At 57.9% G+C, this 22,483-nt stretch carries 19 protein-coding genes; 11 read left to right on the top strand and 8 right to left on the bottom strand.

The features are described 5' to 3' along the window. Positions 1-2: 2 nt before the first annotated feature. The 4 genes from ACNSOI_RS11280 to ACNSOI_RS11265 all read right to left on the bottom strand — a co-directional run bounded on the left by ACNSOI_RS11280 (position 3) and on the right by ACNSOI_RS11265 (position 4,083). A complete protein-coding gene (locus tag ACNSOI_RS11280) occupies positions 3-782 on the bottom strand; it encodes a substrate-binding periplasmic protein (RefSeq protein ID WP_420194056.1) in 780 nt (259 codons plus the stop codon). A 171-nt stretch (positions 783-953) separates the two neighbouring features. Continuing rightward, the gene (locus ACNSOI_RS11275) at positions 954-2,141 is read right to left on the bottom strand and encodes an iron-containing alcohol dehydrogenase (RefSeq protein ID WP_420194055.1); all 1,188 of its coding nucleotides are present in this window, start codon (positions 2,139-2,141) and stop codon (positions 954-956) included. Next, positions 2,141-2,686, bottom strand: coding sequence for a hypothetical protein (locus ACNSOI_RS11270; RefSeq protein ID WP_058090560.1), 546 nt, complete (start codon positions 2,684-2,686; stop codon positions 2,141-2,143). The genes ACNSOI_RS11275 and ACNSOI_RS11270 overlap by 1 nt, the downstream gene beginning before the upstream one ends. Positions 2,687-2,847: 161 nt before the next feature. Next, a complete protein-coding gene (locus ACNSOI_RS11265; RefSeq protein WP_420195720.1) occupies positions 2,848-4,083 on the bottom strand; it encodes a M48 family metalloprotease in 1,236 nt (411 codons plus the stop codon). A 229-nt stretch (positions 4,084-4,312) separates the two neighbouring features. Here ACNSOI_RS11265 and ACNSOI_RS11260 point away from each other — a divergent pair, with 229 nt between their 5' ends. The 9 genes from ACNSOI_RS11260 (at position 4,313) to ltrA (ending at position 15,314) form a co-directional block, all read left to right on the top strand. Then, entirely contained in the window at positions 4,313-5,053 is a 741-nt protein-coding gene (locus ACNSOI_RS11260; RefSeq protein ID WP_420195719.1) for a DUF599 domain-containing protein, read from the top strand. Between the two features lie 18 nt (positions 5,054-5,071). Next, positions 5,072-5,542 (top strand): PaaI family thioesterase, encoded by a 471-nt coding sequence (locus tag ACNSOI_RS11255; RefSeq protein WP_420194054.1) that lies wholly within the window; start codon positions 5,072-5,074, stop codon positions 5,540-5,542. Beyond that, positions 5,539-5,973, top strand: coding sequence for a PaaI family thioesterase (locus ACNSOI_RS11250; RefSeq protein ID WP_420194053.1), 435 nt, complete (start codon positions 5,539-5,541; stop codon positions 5,971-5,973). The genes ACNSOI_RS11255 and ACNSOI_RS11250 overlap by 4 nt, the downstream gene beginning before the upstream one ends. Positions 5,974-6,353: 380 nt before the next feature. Further along, positions 6,354-8,246, top strand: a complete 1,893-nt coding sequence (gene htpG, locus ACNSOI_RS11245) for a molecular chaperone HtpG (protein WP_420194052.1) — start codon at positions 6,354-6,356, stop codon at positions 8,244-8,246. 13 nt (positions 8,247-8,259) lie between these two features. Beyond that, positions 8,260-8,478: a DUF2835 domain-containing protein gene (locus ACNSOI_RS11240; protein WP_420194051.1), complete on the top strand. Its 219-nt coding sequence runs from the start codon at positions 8,260-8,262 to the stop codon at positions 8,476-8,478. Positions 8,479-8,865: 387 nt separating this feature from the next. After that, complete coding sequence (katG, locus tag ACNSOI_RS11235) at positions 8,866-11,037, top strand: catalase/peroxidase HPI (RefSeq protein ID WP_420194050.1); 2,172 nt, start codon at positions 8,866-8,868, stop codon at positions 11,035-11,037. 133 nt (positions 11,038-11,170) lie between these two features. Next, positions 11,171-12,148 carry a tRNA dihydrouridine synthase gene (locus ACNSOI_RS11230; RefSeq protein WP_420194049.1) on the top strand — a complete coding sequence of 326 codons (978 nt, stop codon included), beginning with the start codon at positions 11,171-11,173 and terminating at the stop codon, positions 12,146-12,148. A 95-nt stretch (positions 12,149-12,243) separates the two neighbouring features. After that, positions 12,244-13,227: an MBL fold metallo-hydrolase gene (locus ACNSOI_RS11225; protein WP_420194048.1), complete on the top strand. Its 984-nt coding sequence runs from the start codon at positions 12,244-12,246 to the stop codon at positions 13,225-13,227. An 809-nt stretch (positions 13,228-14,036) separates the two neighbouring features. Beyond that, positions 14,037-15,314, top strand: a complete 1,278-nt coding sequence (ltrA, locus tag ACNSOI_RS11220; RefSeq protein WP_420194047.1) for a group II intron reverse transcriptase/maturase — start codon at positions 14,037-14,039, stop codon at positions 15,312-15,314. Here ltrA and ACNSOI_RS11215 read toward each other — a convergent pair. Continuing rightward, positions 15,286-16,338 carry a class I fructose-bisphosphate aldolase gene (locus tag ACNSOI_RS11215; RefSeq protein WP_420194046.1) on the bottom strand — a complete coding sequence of 351 codons (1,053 nt, stop codon included), beginning with the start codon at positions 16,336-16,338 and terminating at the stop codon, positions 15,286-15,288. The genes ltrA and ACNSOI_RS11215 overlap by 29 nt on opposite strands. Before the next feature lie 147 nt (positions 16,339-16,485). Here ACNSOI_RS11215 and ACNSOI_RS11210 point away from each other — a divergent pair, with 147 nt between their 5' ends. Together ACNSOI_RS11210 and ACNSOI_RS11205 are read left to right on the top strand one after the other, a co-directional pair. Continuing rightward, entirely contained in the window at positions 16,486-18,540 is a 2,055-nt protein-coding gene (locus ACNSOI_RS11210; RefSeq protein ID WP_420194045.1) for a dehydrogenase, read from the top strand. A 126-nt stretch (positions 18,541-18,666) separates the two neighbouring features. Next, on the top strand, positions 18,667-19,545 hold the full coding sequence (locus ACNSOI_RS11205) for a metal-dependent hydrolase (protein WP_420194044.1): 879 nt from the start codon (positions 18,667-18,669) through the stop codon (positions 19,543-19,545). 52 nt (positions 19,546-19,597) lie between these two features. Here the strand turns inward: ACNSOI_RS11205 and ACNSOI_RS11200 are convergent, their stop codons facing one another. The 3 genes from ACNSOI_RS11200 to ACNSOI_RS11190 form a co-directional block, all read right to left on the bottom strand. Further along, complete coding sequence (locus ACNSOI_RS11200; RefSeq protein WP_058090570.1) at positions 19,598-20,083, bottom strand: GNAT family N-acetyltransferase; 486 nt, start codon at positions 20,081-20,083, stop codon at positions 19,598-19,600. A gap of 122 nt (positions 20,084-20,205) precedes the next feature. Continuing rightward, a complete protein-coding gene (locus ACNSOI_RS11195; protein WP_420194043.1) occupies positions 20,206-21,153 on the bottom strand; it encodes an aldo/keto reductase in 948 nt (315 codons plus the stop codon). Then, on the bottom strand, positions 21,140-22,477 hold the full coding sequence (locus tag ACNSOI_RS11190) for an NTP/NDP exchange transporter (RefSeq protein ID WP_319634365.1): 1,338 nt from the start codon (positions 22,475-22,477) through the stop codon (positions 21,140-21,142). Before ACNSOI_RS11190 ends, ACNSOI_RS11195 begins: the two co-directional genes overlap by 14 nt. Positions 22,478-22,483: the final 6 nt, after the last annotated feature.

The raw sequence follows: 22,483 nt of genomic DNA, 5'->3' as shown, positions 1-22,483 counted from the left end.
GGTCAGCGATAGTTCGCGAGAATGGCCTGTAGCTCGCCGTTCTCGCGAATCTTCTGCAGCTCTTCGTTGAAGGCCTGCACGAACTCCGTCCACTCCGGGCGAACCATGATCCGGAAACCATACTGGCTGATGGCAGTCTCGGAGCTGCTGAAATGTTCTGCCATGCCTTCGGTTTTCAGAATCCACTGGCCGACAAGTCGGTCAGCCAGGGCCGTGTCAAACCGTTCGCCGTGCAGCAGAAACCGGAACATATCCCGGTCACGGGAGACGTCAAAACGCCGAATTTGTTCACTTTCGAAGTAGGAATCAAGGGCAGGGTACATGTAGCCCAGGTGAGTAACCACGGTTTTTCCGAACAGGTCGCTCGGGTGGTTGTACTCAAATTCGGCGCCGTTTGCGAAGAAGAACACTTCTTCTACATGGACAACCGGGTTGGTGAACAGAAACTGTTCGGGCTTTTCCGTCCATTCGATGGCACGGGGGGTGCCGTCCAGGAAACCGTCGGCCAGCATCTGGTCGACCCGCTTTCTTGGGATTTTCATGAACTCAAGATCGTAACCGAGGCGCGGCACAATCAGTGCGACCACGTCCCACATGATGCCGGAGGGCTTCTCGCCATCCACAATCAGGTATGGGGGGTAGCCGTTGGGGGATATGTTGAAACGGAAGGTCCCGGATTGGTCTTCGCCACTGTGTGCCGCCATGGACAGGCACAGGCCCGCCGTCAGAATGGCAAGGCTACGGCGTGAAAAAAGCGATGCTCTGGACAATAGATCTTTCATTCAAAGAAACTCAGGTTGTTGCAGGCCACTGCGGTATAACGATCAAACTTACCCGGCCAACTCCCTGCCAGAACGTTGCTAAATAGTAACGACTTCCTCCTATAAATCAATCATTGTGAATCTGACTTTAGGCTAACCCATCGGGCGATGGGTCAGCCCAGATAACTCCGATCAGGCCCAGGCGCGCCGCAGCACCGAAAGGGCATCTTCCTTGGTGACTTCCCGCGGGTTGAACATGATGGAGCCGTCGTCCAGCGCCATCTCGGCGATGGCCTCCAGCTGACTCTCCAGCACCTTGCCGGTTTCTTTCAGGGTACGGGGCAGCTCACAGCGTTTATGCAGTGCGTCCCTGAGCTTGCGGATGGCGGAAATGCTGGCCTCGGCACGGCGGGCTGCAGGAGTTGCCGAGAATACTTCCGGGCCTTCCAGGTAGAGCAGCAGTTCGCCCAGGGGTTCACGGATGCTTTCAATGTTGAATTCAAGCACATACGGCAGGTACAGGCTCATGCACAGGCCATGGGGCAGGTGGCAGATCGCGCCGGTTGCGTGGCCCAGGGAGTGTACAAGCCCAACCATGGAGTTGGAGAAGGCAATGCCGGCCATGGTAGAGGCCTGGGCCAGTTCAAGCCGCCCGTTCTCGTCTTTGGGGTTGTCCATTACCGCCAGAAGTGACTGGCTCACCTTTTTGATGGCAGCCGTGGCGTAGGCATCGCTCAGCGGATTCTTGGCCATGCAGGTAAACGCTTCGACCGCGTGAGTCATGGCATCCATGGCGGTTGCGGCGGTGATATGGGGAGGCAGGGTCAGCGTCATCCGTGGGTCGATGATCGCCGCATTCGGCAACAGGAACGATGAGGTGAACGGCAGCTTCACGCCTTTTTTCTCATCGGTAATCACGGCAACGGATGTGACTTCAGAGCCCGTTCCGGCTGTGGTGGGTACTACGAAGAAGGGCTTCAGGGGATGCTTCAGAATACCTGCGCCACTGTACTTGGCGATGTCGTCGCCACCTTCGGAGACCAGAATGTTCACGGCTTTGCCGGTATCAATGGCGGAACCGCCGCCCACGGCAATAATGGAATCACACTTTTCCTTGCGGTAAACCGTGGCGATATCGCGAACAACCGTTGTAGAAGAATCCGGGGGGACGTCGTCATAAATAGAGACGATTTCCAGTCCGCTTTCTTCGCAAGCGGCAATCACAGGGTCAAGCAGGCCTGCCGCCCGAACACCCTTATCGGTAACAATCATCGGGCGCTTGGCGGCCAGGCCGGTCAATTCAAACGGAATGTGTTCCAGGGCAGCTTTGCCGGCAATCACTTTTACCGGGCAGAAGAACTCGTAGTATTTGTTGGTCATTATGCTCTCACTGTCTCGACAAAGTTGGTGGCGACTTTCAGGTAGATGCGGGCACCGCTGATCAGTTTTTCAGGCAGGTGCAGGTTGGCCGGGTATTCCTTGACTGCTCGCTGGGCGACCAGCTTCGGAAGGATGAATGACTCCAGGCGGTTGAGCACACGGGTCATACGCACGGCGTAACTGACATCTCCATCTACCAGCATGCGGTCGTTGGCAAAGGCCACCGAGGTCTTTTCCTGGAAGGACAGTACCAGGAACGCATGGGCCATATGCTTGAACTGAATGGAAAGGTCCACCGGCCGGGGAGCACTGTCGCCGTGGAAATGCAGTTTGCCATCTCCGGTGTGCTCAACGATCAGCTTGGGGCCATTGGGCATCACCTGCATCTCGAACAGAAATCCTTCGGGCAGGGCGCGAGTTTCGTTCCGGGTTTGTTCGTCTACTTCGCTGATTGCCTGCAGGGCCCGGCCCATTACCTGGAACATCAGTTCCACATAGGACCGTCTTGCGTGGGAAATCATCGGTTGAAGTCGCTTTACGAGCATGATCGCCATCCGATTGTTGTTTGTTTGACTGATTTTTAGAGTTATTGCTCTAAATGTCAATGCAATCTGTGACGGCTTTTTTGCGTCAACGTGGCAAATGCTTTAGCCATAAAAAAACCGGGAGCGTTAAGCCCCCGGTTTTTATCCCCGCCACGTGTTTGCTATTGGGACAGATCGGCTAGTTTTCTTTTGGCTTCCTCGCCCACATCGCCGCCGGCTTCGGCGGCTTTCGAGTAATGGCCAATGGCGTCATTCCGACGGTTCTGACGGCTGGCAATATCGCCAAGCCGCAGATAGGCAATGGAGGTAGGCACCACCTGATTGGCCCGCTCAAGGTGCCCACGGGCTTTGTCCAGATTATTCATGGCCAGTGAGTTCAGGCCGTTGTAGAGCTGGTACTGGAACATCTCCGGGTATAGCGACACCGCCTTGTCGAAATCCGCCTGGGCTTTCTCTGTTTGCTTCTGTTCTTTGTAGATCCGCCCCCTGAGGGCGAAGAACATGGCCTCGCGCGGTTCCAGCTCGATCGCCTTGTTGATGGAATCAAGGGCGGCTTTCATATCACCTTTGGATGCCAGTTCCATGGCTTTATCGTGGGCGTCATAGGCGGGCTGGAGTTCTTTCAGCTTGGCAATACGCCGCTGGTAAACATCGCGGCCCCGGAAGCCGCCGGTGCCAAGTTGTGCTGCCAGGGCCTGGTTCTCCCGAACCCGACGGGCGGAGGGCGGGTGAGTGGCGAACATGCCGTCCAGCCAACTGGTCTGCCGGCCCTGGGATAATTCCAGAAACAGCTCTTGCAGCTCAACCGCTGCCTGAGGGTCGTAACCGGCGGCTTTCATGTAACGAATGCCGTAGTGGTCGGATTCCAGTTCATCACCCTGGCTGTACTGCGCCAGGGCCAGTTGGGCGCCCACGGCCGCCCCCCCCATGATAAGGCCGGCCCACTCGTTATCAGACAACGCAAAACCAAGGCCGGCTACGCCAGCGCTGATCAGCATCCCCTGTTGCATGCGTTGCACGCTATGCCGCGCCGCAGCGTGGACAATCTCATGCCCCATCACAGCGGCTAACTGGGCCTCATCCTCAAACTTGACCAGCAGGCCCCGGTTGATGGCGATCTTGCCCCCAGGCAAAGCCCAGGCATTGGGCACGCTGCTATTGAGTACCACAAACTCGTACGGCAAATCGGGGCGATCACTAACCCGAGCCAGCTTCATGCCGACCTCGCGAACATAGACTGTCAATTCCGGGTCCAGATAAAACTGCCCACCCTGGGTTTGCTGGGTTGGGGTGTAGTGCTCGGCCCCGAGCGCCAATTCCTGGCTTTCAGGGATCAAAGACAGCTGCTTTTTGCCGGTGACCGGGTTTACGGCACAGCCCGCAATGGCAAGAAACATCACCGAGAGTAACGTCAGTCTCAGAATTTGTCCGGGGTTCACATCCGACTCCTTTGGGCGACCGGTTCCGTGGACGCGCAATTGTTGATTTGAGTGATTCATTATATAGCACAGTACGACCGGTGTTTTAGTGTCAGACCACCCGGGTTGTGGCCGGTTCATGCACCTTCGCGTATCATTGTCACGCAACCTCTCTGCCATATACGTTACAACGGATCGACAACCACGCATGGGCTATTACCTGGAACTCATTGCTTTGTTCTGGTTTCTGGTGTGCTGGGTAGGCTACACCTGGTATTCCCGAAATCGGGCAAGTACTCGCGCCTGCCTCTCAAACACGCTGGATATGTATCGTGAAGACTGGATGCGGGTAATGCTCAAGCGGGAGAACCGGATATCGGACGCTTCCGTGGTCGGTAATCTTGAGCGCAATGGTGCCTTCTTCGCATCCAGCTGCTTGCTGATACTGGCTGGTATCATCACTGCACTCGGCTACACCCGTGAAGCCATGGAAGTGTTCGCCACCATGCCTTTCAGCGCCGTACCGACCCGGGAAATCTGGGAGCTTCGATTAGTGGTGTTGCTGGTGGTGTTCGTGTATGCCTTCTTCAAGTTCACCTGGTCTATGCGCATGTACAACTTTGTGGCGGTGATGATAGGCAGCGCGCCCCTACCGGACGACACCAAAACCAGCCCCGCCGCCCGGGAGGCCTTTGCCCGTAGTGCTGGTAACATCTGCAACCTGGCGGGCGACGCCTTCAACCTGGGGTTGCGGTCCTACTACTACGCGCTGGCGGTAGTGGCGTGGTTTATCCATCCCCTGGTGTTTATTGCTGCTTCTACCTTGGTGGTCATCGTACTTTACCGCCGGGAATTCCAGTCTGATGCGTTGACTGCCTTGCGGGCCGGTAAAGTGTTCGAAGAACCCGTGCCCGGCAAACAAACGGCAGAAACTACCTCGAAAAGCTGATTTTCAGGATTTTCCTTAATGAATGATGAAACCCGAATCAACCGGGTCAACCGGTTTGTGAACACCCTCAACCAGGCCCGTGAGCTGGGCCTGAGTGCAAAGGAAGCGGGCGAGGGTTATCTGGTCATGGAACTGCCTTACAGCGACAAGATCATTGGTAACCCGGACACCGGCGTTATCCACGGTGGTGCCATTACCACTCTTATGGATACCGCCTCAGGGTCAGTCATGATCTGTGCTCTGGAAGACTTCGAGCTTTGCCCGACCCTGGATTTACGGGTGGACTACATGCGCCCGGCCGAGCCGCACAAACCGGTATTTGCTCGGGCCGAGACCTACAAGATCACCAAGAACATCATCTTTACCCGATGCGAGGCCTATCAGGAGGGCGGTGAAACCATCGCCAACTGCGTAGGCACGTTCATGCGAATCGGTAAAGAAGCCACCCCGAAAACCTATCGAGACCTGATCACCGGAGGCGAGGAATGACCGACCCGGAAATCCTCAAATACACCCAGCAAACCGGCGACTTCTCCCGCATGCTGGAGAGCATTCCCTACGCCAGTTGGATTGGCTTGCAATGCGACCGGTTCGGGGACGACCTGATTTTCCGGTTGCCAAAGAAAGAAGAGAACCTGGGCAATCCGATTTTGCCGGCGATTCACGGTGGGGTGATTGGTGGCTTCATGGAAATGTCGGCAGCGATCTACCTGATCATGTCTCAGGACACCCTGCGGATGCCGAGAATTGTCGACTTTTCCCTGGATTACCTGCGCGCCGGCCTTAACCGGGAAACCTACGCCGAATGCCGCCTGACCCGCCAGGGCAACCGGGTTGCCAATGTAATGATCTCGGCCTGGCAGAAGTCCCGTTCCCAACCCATTGCGACCGCCCGAGCGCACTTCCTTCTCGAAGACTGAATTGGTTCTGACTGGGGTTGAAATGCGCCGGTCGACCCCCCATCTCTGGTTCAAGATCTGGCCTCGGTGCAGGCAAGCGTGTGGGGGTGCCCTTCCGAAACACGCTGTGAATACGTCCGTGTACGCTCGGCTCCGCCATCCATGGCTCCGCACGGTTTCGGAAGGGCACCCCCACACGCTCGCCCAGACTCCGTGCAAAGCCGGCCTAACTGAGAAGTCTGGTGGTGTGGTCAGGTAGTCCTTTCCAAAACTGTGCGGAGCCATGGATGGCGGAGCCCAAGCGCCACATGGATGTGCCGCAAGGAGCGTGTTTTGGAAAGGACTACCTGACCACACCGCTCCCCCGAACTTTAAGACCCGAGCAGGAGAAGAAAACAGCCATGACGGTAGAAACAAACAAAGAGACCCTGGGATTCCAGACCGAAGTGAAGCAACTGCTTCACCTGATGATCCACTCTCTATACTCGAACAAGGAAATCTTCCTTCGTGAGCTTATCTCAAACGCCTCAGACGCCGAAGACAAACTGCGCTTCGCCGCCCTGAAAGACGACAAACTCTACGAAGGCGACTCCGACCTCAAAATCCGCCTGGATTACGACAAAGAAGCCGGCACCATTACCCTGGCCGACAACGGCATCGGCATGACCCGCGACGACGTCATCGCCAACCTCGGCACCATCGCCCGCTCTGGCACCGCCGAATTTCTCAAGCAACTGTCTGGTGACGAGAAGAAAGACAGCAAGCTGATTGGCCAGTTTGGTGTGGGCTTTTACTCAGCCTTTATTGTTGCCGACAAAGTCGACGTATTCACCCGCCGTGCCGGCGCACCGGCAGAAGAAGGTGTGCACTGGGAATCCAAGGGCGATGGCGAGTTCACCATCGAGCCGGTGACCCGTGAGCAGCGCGGAACCGAGATTGTTCTGCACCTGAAATCCGACGCCAAAGAATTCGCCGACGGCTGGAAACTGCGCAGCCTGGTCAAGAAGTACTCCGACCACATCTCCTTCCCCGTGGTCATGAAGGCCGAATCTGAGGAAGAGGACAAGAAGGGCGAAGAGGAAACCGTCAACGACGCCACCGCCCTGTGGACCTTGCCCCGTAACGAGATCAAGGACGAAGAGTACAAAGAGTTCTACAAGCACATCGGCCACGACTTCGAAGACCCATTGACCTGGTCCCACAACAAGGTGGAAGGCAAGCTGGACTACACCAGCCTGCTGTATATCCCCAAGCGCGCGCCGTTTGATATGTACAACCGGGAAGCACCCCGTGGCCTGAAGCTGTACGTTCAGCGTGTGTTCATCATGGACGACGCCGAGCAGTTCCTGCCGTTGTACCTGCGCTTCACCAAGGGTGTGATCGATTCCAACGATCTGTCCCTGAACGTGTCCCGGGAGATTCTGCAGAACGACAGCACGGTAGAAAGCATTCGCACCGCTTTGACCAAGCGGGTTCTGGATATGTTGTCCAAGCTGGCCAAGAAAGACGGTGACGAATATCAGGGCTTCTGGGACGAGTTCGGCACTGTTCTGAAAGAGGGCCCGGCAGAGGACTTCAGCAACCGTGAGAAAATTGCCGGCCTGTTGCGTTTTGCCTCCACCCATACCGGCGAGTCTACCCAGAACGTTTCCCTGGATGACTACATCGCCCGGATGAAGGAAGGCCAGAGCAAGATCTATTACATCACCGCTGACAACTTCATGGCGGCCAAGAGCAGCCCGCATCTGGAAGTGTTCCGCAAGAAGGGCATAGAGGTTCTGATCCTGTCTGACCGTATTGACGAGTGGATGATGGGTTACCTCAACGAGTACGACAGCAAGCAGTTCCAGGACGTAGCCCGTGGTGATCTGGATCTCGGTGAAGTGGAAACCGAGGAAGACAAGAAACACCAGGAAGAGGCCGCCAAGGAGCACAAGGATCTGATCGAGCGCATCCAGAAAGCGCTGGAAGACCGGGTGCAGGAAGTCCGGGTAACCAACCGCCTGACCGATTCACCCGCCTGCCTGGTCACGGGCCAGTTTGATATGGGCGCGCAGATGAAGAAGATCATGGAAGCCGCTGGCCAGAAAGTGCCAGACAGCAAGCCGATCTTTGAAATCAATGTGGACCATCCTCTGGTACAGCGCCTGGAGCAGGAAGCCAAAGATGAGCGCTTCGGCGAGTTGTCTGCGATGTTGTTCGACCAGGCCACGCTGGCCAGTGGCGAGCAACTGAAAGACCCCGGCGCCTATGTCAGCCGCCTGAACCGTCTGCTGCTGGAGCTGGCTAACTGAGCCGGCCCTGACCATGCAGCAGATTATTGTGGACATCAGCATCAGCCCTGACGAGTGGATCAAACTCTACCAGGGCGTTGCCACCGATGTTCGCACCACGGCCCGGGACGGACGCTATGTCCGTTTCCCGGCCCGTATCCTTTCCCGATTCTTCCTCAAAGACGGCATTCAGGGCAGTTTCCGCATCCTGTTTGACGATCAGGGCAAGTTTGCCTCCATCGAGCGTTTGTAACGCCCTCCTTCAAGACTGGCCTTCCTATTCCTTTAGCGATAAAGAAAAACTTTCAAAAGCTTATTTTTAATTAATTGTCTGTTGGTCGCTCCCCCGCGATAAGGTGAAGGTGTTCTCGCAATCAAGGAGTTGCGCCATGTCAGTGTCAATCGAATTTGCACCGGTAGCATGGAAGGACTTGCTCGGGATTCTGGTGGACTACTATCAGGATTACGCAATCGCCCAGTGATCGTTCTGTCGCTTTGCCCGGGCTGCGGGAAGTCTATAGGGATTCACTATACAGGCGGTAGTAAACATTCAAGCAGCGGCCTGTGAATGATCTATATTTAGTGATGCCCTTGATCGTGAAATGTTTTTTTGCCAATGACGCAGAAACAGGAGAATACGATGTCTGAGAATAATAGTGGTGGTAAGTGCCCGGTCATGCACGGGTCCAATACGCAGGAGCAGGGCAATGTGGCGGCCTGGTGGCCGGAGAACCTGAATCTGGACATCCTGCACCAGCACGACAGCAAGACTAACCCGATGGGCGAAGACTTCGACTACCGCGAAGAAGTCAAAAAACTCGATTACGAAGCGCTCGAAAAGGACATGCACGAGCTGATGACCAACAGCCAGGATTGGTGGCCGGCAGATTGGGGTCACTATGGCGGTCTGATGATCCGTATGGCGTGGCACGCGGCAGGCACCTACCGGCTGGCCGACGGCCGTGGTGGCGGTGGCACCGGCAACCAGCGTTTTGCTCCTCTGAATTCCTGGCCCGATAACGGCAACCTCGATAAGGCCCGCCGCCTGCTGTGGCCAATCAAGAAGAAGTATGGCAACAAGGTAAGCTGGGCCGACCTGTTTATCCTTGCCGGTAACATTGCCTATGAGTCCATGGGCTTTAAAACCTTTGGCTTCTCCTACGGCCGTCAGGACATTTGGCACCCCGAGAAAGACATCTACTGGGGCGCAGAGAAAGAGTGGCTGGCGCCCTCTGACAGCCGCTACGAGAGCGTAGACAAGCCAAACACCATGGAAAACCCGCTGGCCGCGGTTCAAATGGGCTTGATTTACGTGAACCCGGAGGGGGTAAACGGCAATCCCGATCCTCTCAAGACCGGTGAGCAGGTTCGCGAAACCTTCGCCCGTATGGCCATGAACGACGAAGAAACCGCTGCACTGACCGCCGGCGGCCACACCGTGGGTAAAGCGCACGGTAACGGCGATGCGGACGCGCTTGGGCCAGAGCCGGAAGCAGCAGATGTAGAGAATCAGGGCTTCGGCTGGATCAACCCCAACATGCAGGGCAAGGCCACCAATGCCATCACTTCCGGCATCGAGGGCGCCTGGACCACCAACCCGACCAAATTCGACATGGGTTATTTCGACCTGCTGTTCGGTTACGACTGGCAGTTGACCAAGAGCCCGGCTGGCGCAAACCAGTGGGAGCCGGTCGACATCAAAGAAGAGCATATGCCGGTTGACCCGACCGACATGAAGACCCGCGTCAAGCCGATGATGACCGACGCCGACATGGCCATGAAAATGGACCCGAAGTACCGCGCCATCTGTGAGAAGTTCATGGCAGATCCGGAGTACTTCAAAGACTGCTTCGCCCGTGCCTGGTTCAAGCTGACACACCGGGATATGGGGCCGAAGTCCCGTTACATCGGCCCGGACGTTCCCGCTGAAGACCTGATCTGGCAGGACCCGGTTCCCCAGGGCGAGACTAACTACATTGAGGAAGTGGTCAAAGAGAAAATCGCTGACGCTGGCCTGAGCCTGAACGAGCTGATCACCACCGCCTGGGATAGCGCACGCACCTTCCGTGGCTCAGACATGCGCGGCGGTGCCAACGGTGCCCGCATCCGCCTGGCCCCTCAGAAAGACTGGGAAGGCAACGAGCCGCAGCGCCTGGCCAAGGTATTGAAGGTTTATGAGAAAATCTCAGCCGACACCGGCGCGAGCATCGCTGATGTCATCGTGCTGGGCGGTAACCTGGGTATCGAGATGGCCGCCAAGGCCGCTGGCCATGACGTGCACGTGCCGTTCCTGAAAGGCCGTGGCGATGCCACCGACGCAATGACCGATGCGGCATCGTTCGAGCCGCTGGAGCCGCTGTCTGATGGCTTCCGTAACTGGCAGAAGAAAGACTACGTGGTCAAACCGGAAGAGATGCTTCTGGACCGTGCCCAGCTGATGGGCCTGACTGCGCCGGAGATGACGGTTCTGCTGGGCGGTATGCGGGTGCTGGGTACCAACTACGGTGGCACCAAGCACGGCGTGTTCACAGATCGCGTTGGCCAACTGACCAACGACTTCTTCGTGAACCTGACCGACATGGCCAACCGTTGGGAGCCCACTGGCAAGAACTCCTACAACATCGTGGATCGCAAGAGCGGCAACACCAAGTTTACGGCGACCCGTGTTGACCTGGTGTTCGGTTCCAACTCCATCCTGCGTGCCTACGCAGAGCTGTACGCCCAGGACGACAACGAAGTCAAGTTCGTGAAAGACTTCGTAGCCGCCTGGACCAAGGTAATGAACGCAGACCGCTTCGACGTGAAGAAGTAAGCTGCAGTAACCAGCCGGGCATCCTGTTTCGGGATGCCCGGCTACCTATTTGCCCCCGAATTCCTTACAATCCGCTCCGCCTGATTTTTGATCAGCCGTCTTTGATCTTTTCTTCTCAGTATCTGGAGCTTTCATGCGAATCATCCTTGCCCCGATGGAAGGGCTGGTCGACGCACCCATCCGTGAAACCCTGACCAAAGTCGGCGGGATTGACCGGTGCGTGACGGAATTTATTCGCGTGACCCACGGCATGCTGCCGCCCCGGATTTTCTACAAGTACGCCCCGGAACTTCACAATAACGCGCTGACCGAAGTGGGCACGCCCGTCGCCGTGCAGTTGCTGGGTTCAAACGCCGAAATGATGGGCCGCCACGGAGCCAAGGCCGCTGAACTGGGAGCAGGGCAGGTGGATATCAATTTTGGCTGCCCCGCCAAAACCGTGAACAAGCACAAAGGTGGTTGCGTGCTGATGCGGGAGCCAGAGTTGATGTATGACATCACCGCGGCCGTGCGCAAAGCAGTGCCTGCCAATATTCCTGTAACCGCCAAGATGCGCCTGGGCTACGACGACCGTTCCATGGGTGTGGCCTGTGGCCAGGCCCTTGAAGCCGCCGGGGCCTCCGAGATTGTCATTCACGCCCGCAGCAAGGTGGACGGCTACAAGCCACCTGCTTACTGGGAAGAGATCGCCAGGGTGCGCGAAGCGGTGAGCAGTCACGTCATCGCCAACGGCGAAATCTGGACAGTGGAAGACTACTGGCGCTGCCGCAAAGTCTCTGGCTGCGATGACGTGATGATTGGCCGTGGCCTGATTGCCCGGCCAGACCTGGCGGCGCAGATCAAAGCCTCGCAGCAGGGTGACTCCATAGAACCCATGACCTGGCCGGAAGCAGTTGCCCTGGTGCGTGAATATGCGGCAGCCCTGCAAACCCGCCTGGAAGACAAATACGTGACCGGTCGCATCAAACAGTGGCTTAACTACCTGCGCCAGGGCTTTGCCGAAGCCGAGGCCCTATGGCCCCAGGCCCGCAAAATTCGGGACGTTGCCCCCATGCTGGCTTGCCTGGGCAAGCCGGATGATTTACCGACCCAGAGCACCAACGCTGCCTGACTCCCCCCTTGTGCCTTCGCTCTCGACTACACTGGTACGAACCGGTGTAGTTGTCGTAAATCTTTTCGGTTCCGATAAACGAGAGGGATGGCACGATGAAAACCAAGAAACGCCATTGGCCCCTTGGCCTGGTAGTGGCGGCGGGGTTGGCTTTGACCGCTTCAGCCCAGGCCGACGACGCTGTGGTCAAAGTTACCCCACTGGGCAGCCACGATGGTGAATTCTGCAGCCGCGATCGCGCACTGATCTTTGAAGACCCGAACGGCACCCGCATTCTGTACGATGCCGGCCGCACTGTCGCCGGCCCGGACGACCCACGCCTGGGTAATATCGACGTTATCCTGGTGTCCCACATGCACGGGGACCACGTGGGCGACCAGCGAATTGACAAAACCAATCAGGGGAGCTGTGGCAATCCGGAGACCTCGGTTTCCAGCTTGCCCCAGTCCAATACCGTTGATATCGCCTTGAAAAAGAATTCAACCATCGTCACTGGCAGCGAGATGCCCGCGTTCTTCGCCGCCAAGCTGAAGGAAGGCGGCGGTGATCCCGGTAAGTCACTTCTGGTTCGTTTTGGCGGGAGTCGGGACGTTGGTGGCGTCTCCATTACCACCGTTCCGGCCGTACACAGCAACGGTGTTTCGCCGTCGTTTCTGACCGGCCCGCTGGCGGATTACCTGGCCGCTGCCGGTGTCAGTGCCAGTGTTGGGCCACCAACTGGCTATGTGCTGACATTCTCTAACGGGCTCGTCGTATATTTGTCTGGCGACACGGGCATTACTGCAGAGCAGAAGCTGGTAGTGAAGGAGCACTACGGCGCGCAGCTGGTGGTTATTAACATTGGTGATACCTTTACCACCGGGCCCACGGAAGCGGCCTATGTGATCAACGACCTGATCAGCCCGGCTGCGGTGATCGCCTCGCACGCCAATGAAGCCGCTACCGAGAACGGCAAGGTGGTAGCCGGCTCACGCACGGCCCGGTTCACCGAACTGGTGTCTGCGGCCGTACATGTGCCCCTCAGTGGACGCACCATGGCATTCAATGGAGCGGCCGGTTGCATCAGCGGCTGTAACTGAAGCGCTTTAGTCAGAGCTCTCCAGCTCTGGAGAGTAACTGCCGGAACGGGCCAGGCCATTAAGCCTGGCCCGTTTTTTCGTTTGCCCGGCGAAGCCGGCAAACCCGGCCATCTGAAAGAAGATGGCGTCACCCCGACTGAGGGGAAGACAATCCGACTGGCAAGGGCGCCACTGGCCAACGGTGGGGTCTGAAGGAAGCCATAGGAAGTTAACGGTACACAACGCAAGTGAACCTGCTTCGGCAGTTCAGGTGGGTCAGCGTGCGAAATAACGCGAAGCCCGATACTCAGTCAGACCTGGGCTGTGTTTGAGGGTGGCATCGTTAACAGGGAGCCGGTGCAGTAACCGGGGAAGCCTGACACCGAATCCGGCGACGCCGGAGGCTGTGGCGCAAGGTGAAAGCCGAGGCCGCAGTCGGTGCGAGGTGGCAGATGAAGCCGTAGTAGTGAGGAAGTTCCGGCCTGAGAAGCCTGGTAACAGCGTGGAGGACAAAACCGGAATGACCGCTGGCGGAGGTTCAGCGGACCGGTCAGGGTCAAAAGCTCTGATCGGATGCGAAGGGCGGAAGTCATTAACGAGAATGACGGACGACGAGTGAGAGGTGGACGCTGTGTTCACAAGCTGCCCGACGGGGCAGGGACGTGCACTGGGGTGCTGCGGGAACGCAGTGGCTCTGGTGTTCTCCGGACAAGGGAGTAGAGCGATACCGTGGCGGCAGATTGCCAGAGCGCTAGTACCCGGACGGATCGCCTGAAACAGACCGGCAGCCAGACCGATCCTCGAAGCCGTCACCACAGAGATGAGCAGGCATGAGGAAATACTACAGTCTGTACGGGCAATTGCTGTCAAAACAGCGCCTGTATGAAGCCTTCAGACACATCAAACGCAACAAGGGCGCGGCCGGAATCGATGGGCAGAGCCTGGGTGCGTTTGAGGCGAATCTGGAGGTGGAGCTGTCGTGCCTGTTGCTCGAGCTGAAGGAAAAGCGCTATCGGGCGCAGCCGGTCAGGCGCGTCGCCATTGCCAAGGACGATGGTGGTGAGCGTTTACTGGGCATTCCAACGGTTCGGGACCGGGTTGTGCAGCAGGCGTTGCGCAGCATCCTAGAGCCGATCTTCGACCCGGGCTTTCACCCGTCGAGCTACGGGTATCGTCCGGGACGCAGTGGTCACCATGCCATTGGCAAGGCGGAGTTGTTCATCCGCCGATACCGGCGTGAGTGGGTCGTGGATATGGACCTGTCGAAATGCTTCGACACACTCAACCATGACCTGATCATCCGCCAATTCCGCCAACGGATCACGGACGGCAGTGTCCTGTCACTGCTGCGCCAGTTCCTGGAAAGTGGCGTGATGGTGGGATACCACCTCGAAGAGACGGAACTGGGAAGCCCTCAGGGTGGCGTGATCAGTCCGCTGATCGCAAACGCCTACCTGGACGCCTTCGACCAGTTCATGAAAGCGCGGGGGCACCGGATCGTTCGCTACGCGGACGACATCCTGATCCTGTGCGGCTCACGAGCGGGCGCGGAGAATGCGTTACGGGTTGCCCGGCGCTATCTGGAAAATGAGTTGAAGCTGACGGTCAATACCACCAAAACCCACATCGCCCATAGTGATGAAGGGGTTAAGTTCCTGGGCGTGGTGATACATAGCAAGTACACCCGCATACAGGGAAAGAAGGTGGTCAGGCTTAAGCAGAAGCTGAAATCACTGACGAAGCGAAACCGGGGCATCGGACTCGCGGCCATTATACGTGAGCTGAATCCGGTGTTGCGGGGCTTTGTCAGCTACTTCCGGGTGGCGAACTGCGCGCGGGTGTTAAAGCAGGTGATGAGTTGGCTAAGGCGGCGCCTGCGCTGCCTCCAGCTCAAGCAGTGGAAAAAGCCGAGTCGGCTGCATCGGAGGCTGAAACAGCTAGGTTACCAACCCCCGTTCCGGCATATCAAGATGCAAAGCTGGCGCAACGCGGCGTCCCCACTGGCCAGTCTGGCCCTGCCCAACACCTACCTGCACAATGACCTGAAGTTGATGGATCTTGCGAAGGTCAAAACCGGCATCACTGTCCCCGAGTTCGGGGTAAGTTAATGGCATGAGCCGTATACGTGGCCCGTATGTACGGTTCTGTGAGAGGGATGAGGCGGTAACGCCTCACCCTACTCGCTATGGCCGCCTGGGCTTTGTCTGCGTTGTCCAGCTTGCCGGCCCAGGCTTTCTGCGCTGGCTCCTGCAAGGCCCGGCCGTAGGAAAAGCTAAGCTCCCAGGGGTGGTAACCCATGCTGTTCAGGGCGTTCAGGTTTTCGGTGGATTCCTCCGGGGTTTGGCCACCGGACAGGAAGAATATGCCCGGTACAGCCGCCGGCACCACCCGCCGGAACACGCTCAGGGTGGCTTCGGCAACCTGTTCCGGGCTGGCTTTGCCCGTTTCTTTGCCCGGTGTCACCATACTGGGTTTCAGCACCATGGTTTCCAGGTCCACCCGGTGGCGGTGCAGTGCCTTGAACACTTCCAGCAGCACATCTTCACTGACTTCTGCCGCGCGTTCGATGCTGTGGTTGCCATCTATCAGAACCTCCGGTTCCACAATGGGCACTATGCCCATGGACTGGCATACGGCGGCGTAGCGGGCCAGCACCTCGGCATTGGATTTGATCGCCTGGAACGAGGGCAGGGTGTCGGAGATATGGAACACATCCCGCCACTTGGCAAAGCGCGCGCCCATGGATTTGTAGTGCTCCAGGCGCGTGCCAAGGCCATCCAGCCCGTAGGTGACTTCATCGCCCGGGGCGTTTACCAGCGGGCCTTTGCCCTGGTCCACCTTTATGCCAGGAACAATGCCCTGGCTGGCCAGCAGCTTGGGGATGGCCACATCGTCCAGGCTCAGTTGCTCCAGCGTTTCCTCGTACAGAATAACGCCGCTTACGTGCGCTCCAAGCTTTGGCGTGGAAAAGATGATGCTGCGGTATTCGCGCCGGGTGGCTTCCGTGGATTCAACGCCCACCGCCTTGAACCGCTTGGCAATGGTTGGGGCGCTCTCATCTGCCGCGAGAATACCTTTGCCCGGCTGGACCAGGTCGGCAATGGTGGCTAACAGCTCCTGTTTAACGCTCATGGCTCCTCCTTGGTTGCTGATTCTGCAGTGGTCGAGATGTATTCAGTGTAGTCTCAAAAAGCCCGGCTGTTATTTGATCTGGGCTAAGGCGGGAACGCATCGCAGGTTCTAGACTTAAGGTATAACAAGATCATACTGGAGCCCGCCATGAAAACCGTCGTCAGCGTCAGCCAGGGATCGTCTGAGTACGACTATGAGCTGGAAACCGAATTTCTGGGCCATACGTTTCGCGTGGTGCGAGTGGGCACCGATGGCAATCTTGATCGGGCCGAGGCTGTTCTCGATTCGATTCGCGCACAGGCTGATGCCATCGGCCTGAGCATGATCCACGACCACTACCAGGTGGGCCGCGAGCAGCTTGAACACCCTGATACCGCCAGGCTGGAAGCCTGCGTACCAGACAAACCGATCACGACCGGGGCGGGCTTGCGGGGCATCCTCCAGGAATGGGCGGTTCGCCATACCCAGACGGAGCTGGGCCACTTTTTCGATAACGCCCGGGTGTTGTTCCTCAATGGCCAGGCCGGATTCCGCATTGCCAAGGCCTTGTCTGAGCATACCGACAACCTGTTCTTCGCCGATCCATACCTGGACTTTGGCGTGCCCCGGCTACTCAATTCGCTGAACCAGCTCGAAGCCTATACCAAGCTCACGGCCCCGGTGATGTTTAGCCCCAACGCCGTCAGGGTTATAGAACGATTGCACCGAAGCCCCCTTTACCGCATGGGGGAGAAGCTGATCAGCGGCTCGTTGCATGATGCGTTGAAAGACTGCCACGTGATCGTTGGCGCCATGGGTGATCTTGAAGTGTTTTCCGAGAAGGAACTGGATGGCAAAACTGTGATTACCTCCAGAGTCACCGCATCCGCCCTGGACTGGTTCCGCTCCAGGCGCGTGGCCATGGTGGTGGATTACAGCCCCTGGCTGGAAGGCCGCCCCGTGGGGGTCAACGTGATGGAGGCGATGATCAGTGCAGCTCTGTCTCGCACACCGGAGCAACTGGGTGCGGACGATTTCCTGGACGTGATTGAACAGTTGGGGGTAGAGCCCCGCATCCTGTACCCGAACGGCTACCGTCGGATCAACCGCTTTGCCTTTGTGATTCACCCGTTGTCTCAGCAATACCTGACCAAAACCCCGCCCCTGGATTGGGTAGCGAGCGTGTCGCCACCGGCGGTGATGAACCTTGTGGAAAAGGCCATTGCCTACACGCCTCCGTTTGTTTACTCCAAGGTTTCGGGCATCCAGTCGCCCACCGGCGATGAGGTGGAAGGCTGGCTGATCACCGTAGGCGGCACACCCAGGGAAATCATGGCCCACGATCCGGAATTCACCTACAGCCGATTGCTGGCGGCGGCGAATCTGGCGAAGAAACTGGGCGCCCAGATCATGGGGCTGGGGGCGTTCACCAAGGTAGTGGGCGATGCGGGGATCACCGTGGCCAAGCGGGCACCGCTGCCCATCACCACCGGTAACAGCTACAGCGCCTCGGGCGCTCTTTGGGCGGCCCACGATGCGGCGAAGAGGATTGGCCGTGTCAGCATTGGCAAGAGCGGTAAGATGGCCGGCAAAGCCATGGTTGTCGGCGCCACCGGCGCTATCGGCTCTGTCTGCGCCCGGTTGTTGGCCAAGGCCGTGGATGAAATCTACCTGGTGGCACCGGAAGCGGCCAAACTGTTGTCTCTCAAGGAAAGCATTGAACAGGAAACCCCCGGCGCCATCGTACATGTGGCCGCCACCACCAACCGTGACTTGGGTGATATGGACATGGTGGTCACTGCCACCTCCGGCGCCGGTAAACGTATTCTGGACATCGTGCAGGTGAAACCCGGTTGCGTGATCACAGACGTGGCCAGGCCCCTGGATATCCCGGCGGAAGACGTGGCCAAGCGGCCCGATGTGCTGGTGATTGAATCTGGAGAGATCAAACTGCCTGGCATCGTGAAAATGAAAGACATCGGCCTGCCCAAGGGCATTGCCTATGCCTGCCTGGCAGAAACCATCGTGCTGGCGCTCGAGGCAAGGTTCGAGAATTTCACCCTGGGCCGGAACATTGAATGGGAAAAGGTGCGGGAAATATACAAACTGGGCCTGAAACACGGCATGGAGCTGGCGGCTGTATCCGGCGTTAACGGGGTGTTTACCGAGGAAGATTTCGAGAGAGTGCGCACCTTGGCCGCCCACGCCACCGAACCGGCCTGAACCAGGCAAAGGCCTGAAGTGTACGGGTAGCGGTGGATTTTGGCCTACAAACACCTGCCGCCCACTCCCAGAGCAGCGTAGCCTGTTGACTACGCAAAAAACGAATGGCTTCGGGAGAGTTCTGCCATGAACGCGCCAGTGTCACAGATCAAGACAACCAGCAATGCAGCATACCGGACCGCAACGCCCCCTGGATTTCTACCGGAAGTGCGCAGCCCGGATTTCGAGTTTCCGGAAGACCTGCCAAGGTACTGGTGGGACAACGACCCGGCAAAAACCCTTTTGCTGGCGGCGTTGTCTGCCAGCTTTCCGCCGGGAGAGAGATTCTTCATTGATACCGTTCGCCACTACCAGAACCAGATTACCGACCCTGAACTGAAAAAAGCGATTCGCGCGTTCATCGGCCAGGAAGCTCACCACTCGAAAGAGCATAAAATGATGAACGGCTTCCTCGAAGAGCGGGGGGTTAACCTCAGCCGGTTGGAGCGGGAAGTGCAGTGGTTTATGAACTGGATGCGTAAGCGCTTCACACCGGAGAGACAGCTGGCCCACACCGTGGCAGTGGAGCATTTTACCGCCCTGATGGCCGAAGAATTCCTGCTGAAATACGATGCCCTTGAAGAGATGGACCCCCGCATCGCACCGGTCTGGGCCTGGCACGCCATTGAGGAATCCGAACATAAGGCCGTGGCATTTGATGTCTATAAAAGCGTGGGCGGCAGTGAATTCATTCGCGTAACGGAAATGATGTTTGTCAGCGTGATGTTTCCGTTGTTCAGCAGCATTCACCTGATACAACTGATGAAAGCCGATGGCCAGCTGGGCAACCTGAAATCCTGGGCCAAGGGCCTGAACTACATGTGGGGCAAACCGGGGGTCTTCCGGAAACTGATCCCGTCCTACCTGAAGTATTACAGCCCGACCTTCCACCCCTGGGACAACGATGCCCGGGATCTGGTGGAGAAGGCCAAGAAGCGTTGGTTGCCGGCCTCACTTCAAGGCTGAATTGCACCATTTGCATTCGTTGAGGGGGCAGCCGCAATGGCTGCCCGCCGGATTACGCCGTTAGGTCCTTGCGCATGTTGTAGCGCAGGAACTGAGCCCCGCGAACCGTCACCCGCTGTTCATCCACCACCTCAAAACCGTGGCGTTCAAAGAAGGGCTTGGCCACTACGCTGGCTTCGGTTTTCAACTCTTTTGCGCCTTTGGCAATCAGTTGCTGTTCCGCCTCATGATACAGCGTGGAGGCAATGCCACGACGGGCATAGTTAGGGGCAGTAAACACCAGATCAATGGTGCCGTCGTCATCGTAGGAGATAAACCCGGCCAGGTCCTGGCCTTCTTCCGCCACCAGGGTTTCCAGTGACTCCAGCCTTTGCCGCCAGGTATCCAGGTGCGGCGTACGGGAGGCCCAGGCAAACCGCTGGGTTTCGTCATAGGCGCCGGCCGTGAGTTCATGCACGGAATCGGTAAACAGGCGAACCACCGGGCTCAGATCCTGAATACGGTACTTGCGAATAGTGATCGACGTGATTGTGCTCATGATGACTCAGTGTGTACCTGTGTTGGAGCGCGGGTTAATAATCCATAAACCCGCTACTCCAGTCAGCATACCGACAACCGCAGGAAAATCCAGCCTTTGAATTGCCTGAGTCAAGCGCCTTGTTACAGGCTTTCCATGTGCGCAATCATCCGTTGTCGCATCTCATCATCCGGCAGCCGGCCCATTGCTGCGCCCATGTTGTCGATCATGTGGCGAGCTCTGCTTGTAGCGGGTGTGGCAGCGGTCACCACCGGGTGTGCCAGCACAAACTTGAGGAAGAACTGGGCCCAGGTATGGGCATCGAACTCTGCCGCCCACCCCGGCACCTCTTTGCCCCGAACCTTGTCCCACAGGCGAGTGCGACCAAAGGGTGCGTAGATCAGTACAGCAATACCCTTGTCCCGCGCCAGAGGCAGAATGCGCTCCTCCATGGTGCGGTTGTCAATCGCGTAGTCGACACCGATAAAATCGATGGGCTCTTGCTCCATTACCCGTTCCAGGCCTTGGTACTGCTGGGGGAAGGTGGTGGTCACGCCGATATAACGCACCCGGCCTTCAGCCCGGTATTCCTTAAGCATGCCCAACTGCGTGGGAATGTCCGCCATGTTGTGCACCTGGATAAGATCAATAGGGTCTTTTCCGATCCGCTCGAATGACGTTTCCAGTTGCGCCCGTGCCTGATCCGGGTCTGCCTTGCCACCACCGCGCCCCGCCACATTCAGTTTCGTGGCCCAGAACAGCTTGTTGGCGATGCCCTGCTCATTGGCGATACGCGCAGCGACGGCTTCGGAAGCACCATAACTGGGGGCGGTATCAAATACGGTACCGCCTTTCTTCACCAGGGCTCCCAGCACTTCCCGAAGTGCATCCAGGTCTTCACTACGGGCGGTGCTGGAAAAGGTTGCGGAACTGCCAAGGCCAATCCCCGGCAAACGCTCGCCGGATGAGGGAATGGGGCGGGTAATCAGCTCCAGTTTGCGGTCTGCCTCAGCCCACAGCAGGCTGGGCCTGGCTGCCAGTGTAACGCCGGCGGCCATGGCCAGTTTCAGATAAGCTCTACGGGATATCATGGCGTGGTTCTCCTCGTGTTCCTTGGATCATTGGTGAAGCCGCAATGGCTTTCTGCCGCTGGCTCTTACCCAGCCAGAGCGCCAGGCCGGCCCAAACCAGGGCCAGTGGCACAGCCACGGTGGCAATGGCCGCAAGGCCCATGCCCAGCCGGGCCAGCAGGCCTTCGGTCTGGGCGCCGACCACATCACCGGCCCGGTAAACAAAGGTGTCGATAAACGCCTTTGCCTTGTACTTTTCTTCCCGTGTGGTCACGGTAAACAGGGTTTCCCGGGCGGGCCGCATCAAGGCTCTCTGAACAGCCCGAAACGAGGCTTCGAGCACCACCAGCGCCGCAAAGGAGCCAACAATGGCCAGCCCGATAAAGCCCAGGGCAGCAGTCAGCGGCAGCAAGGCCAGGGTCAGGGAAACCCCCAAACGCTTCATCAGGTGCCCGGCCACCAGCGCCTGCATCACCAGGGTCGCCACCTGGGTAATCAGGTCGATGCGGGCAAAAAGGGTGGTGCGCAGGTCTGTACTGTCTTCCATGGCTGCCACCATATGCAGGCGGGTGAAATAGATAAACGTCGCCATGATGGCCAGAATCACCACATAGGCGGCAATCCCCATCAAATACCGGGACTTGAACACGGCCCGGAAGCCTTCCCAGGCACTGCCACCAATGCGTTCATGTTCATCAACGGCGGGCGGATCTTCCGGGTCTTTGCGTTCTGCCGGGTTATGGGGTTGCAGGCCGGTGAGCACCCAGGCCGCAATCAGCGCCAGCACCAGAAACCCGGCCGAGACCAGCAGCAGAGCCGGAGTGCCCAGAGGCTCTGCCAGTCGCCCCGCCAACCACGGCCCAAATATGGCACCCAGCGTTCCCCCCACTGCAATCAAACCAAAGAAGCGCTTACCCTGGTCAAACGAGAAGCGGTCGGCCATCAACGCCCAGAACACCATGGTGACAAACAGGTTGAACACGCTAAACCACACATAGAACACCTGCCCGGTGGTTACCCCGATCACTTCCGGGGTTAGCGTCATCAGGCTGTAGAACACCAGCAGGGTGAAACTGAAAAACAGGTAGGTAGCGGTTATAAACAAGCGGCGAGGCAGGTGGCTGACCAGCCAGCCAAAGACCGGGTTAACGGCCAGCGTTATCACTGCGGTGCCAACAAACAGCCAGCGCACTGCATCAATGCCGCCCTGCATCCCCAACGCTTCGCGGGCAGGACGCAATACCATCAGCGCCGTCAGTACACAGAAAAAATAGAACACAGCCAGGAACACCGGAACGATTTCGTGGCGGCGAATGTTGAACGCTTTCTGAAACGGGTGGCGCACGTGATG

It is taken from the genome of Marinobacter sp. GH_1 (assembly GCF_048595985.1).
Taxonomy (GTDB): Bacteria; Pseudomonadota; Gammaproteobacteria; order Pseudomonadales; family Oleiphilaceae; genus Marinobacter; species Marinobacter shengliensis.
Note: the sequence above shows the minus strand (reverse complement) of the source record. Positions and strands in the feature narration are given on the sequence as shown.

Coding starts and splice junctions, on each gene's coding strand:
- ACNSOI_RS11280 (WP_420194056.1), bottom strand. CDS start 782: ATGAAAGATCTATTGTCCAGAGCATCGCTTTTTTCACGCCGTAGCCTT.
- ACNSOI_RS11275 (WP_420194055.1), bottom strand. CDS start 2,141: ATGACCAACAAATACTACGAGTTCTTCTGCCCGGTAAAAGTGATTGCC.
- ACNSOI_RS11270 (WP_058090560.1), bottom strand. CDS start 2,686: ATGCTCGTAAAGCGACTTCAACCGATGATTTCCCACGCAAGACGGTCC.
- ACNSOI_RS11265 (WP_420195720.1), bottom strand. CDS start 4,083: ATGTTTCTTGCCATTGCGGGCTGTGCCGTAAACCCGGTCACCGGCAAA.
- ACNSOI_RS11260 (WP_420195719.1), top strand. CDS start 4,313: ATGGGCTATTACCTGGAACTCATTGCTTTGTTCTGGTTTCTGGTGTGC.
- ACNSOI_RS11255 (WP_420194054.1), top strand. CDS start 5,072: ATGAATGATGAAACCCGAATCAACCGGGTCAACCGGTTTGTGAACACC.
- ACNSOI_RS11250 (WP_420194053.1), top strand. CDS start 5,539: ATGACCGACCCGGAAATCCTCAAATACACCCAGCAAACCGGCGACTTC.
- htpG (WP_420194052.1), top strand. CDS start 6,354: ATGACGGTAGAAACAAACAAAGAGACCCTGGGATTCCAGACCGAAGTG.
- ACNSOI_RS11240 (WP_420194051.1), top strand. CDS start 8,260: ATGCAGCAGATTATTGTGGACATCAGCATCAGCCCTGACGAGTGGATC.
- katG (WP_420194050.1), top strand. CDS start 8,866: ATGTCTGAGAATAATAGTGGTGGTAAGTGCCCGGTCATGCACGGGTCC.
- ACNSOI_RS11230 (WP_420194049.1), top strand. CDS start 11,171: ATGCGAATCATCCTTGCCCCGATGGAAGGGCTGGTCGACGCACCCATC.
- ACNSOI_RS11225 (WP_420194048.1), top strand. CDS start 12,244: ATGAAAACCAAGAAACGCCATTGGCCCCTTGGCCTGGTAGTGGCGGCG.
- ltrA (WP_420194047.1), top strand. CDS start 14,037: ATGAGGAAATACTACAGTCTGTACGGGCAATTGCTGTCAAAACAGCGC.
- ACNSOI_RS11215 (WP_420194046.1), bottom strand. CDS start 16,338: ATGAGCGTTAAACAGGAGCTGTTAGCCACCATTGCCGACCTGGTCCAG.
- ACNSOI_RS11210 (WP_420194045.1), top strand. CDS start 16,486: ATGAAAACCGTCGTCAGCGTCAGCCAGGGATCGTCTGAGTACGACTAT.
- ACNSOI_RS11205 (WP_420194044.1), top strand. CDS start 18,667: ATGAACGCGCCAGTGTCACAGATCAAGACAACCAGCAATGCAGCATAC.
- ACNSOI_RS11200 (WP_058090570.1), bottom strand. CDS start 20,083: ATGAGCACAATCACGTCGATCACTATTCGCAAGTACCGTATTCAGGAT.
- ACNSOI_RS11195 (WP_420194043.1), bottom strand. CDS start 21,153: ATGATATCCCGTAGAGCTTATCTGAAACTGGCCATGGCCGCCGGCGTT.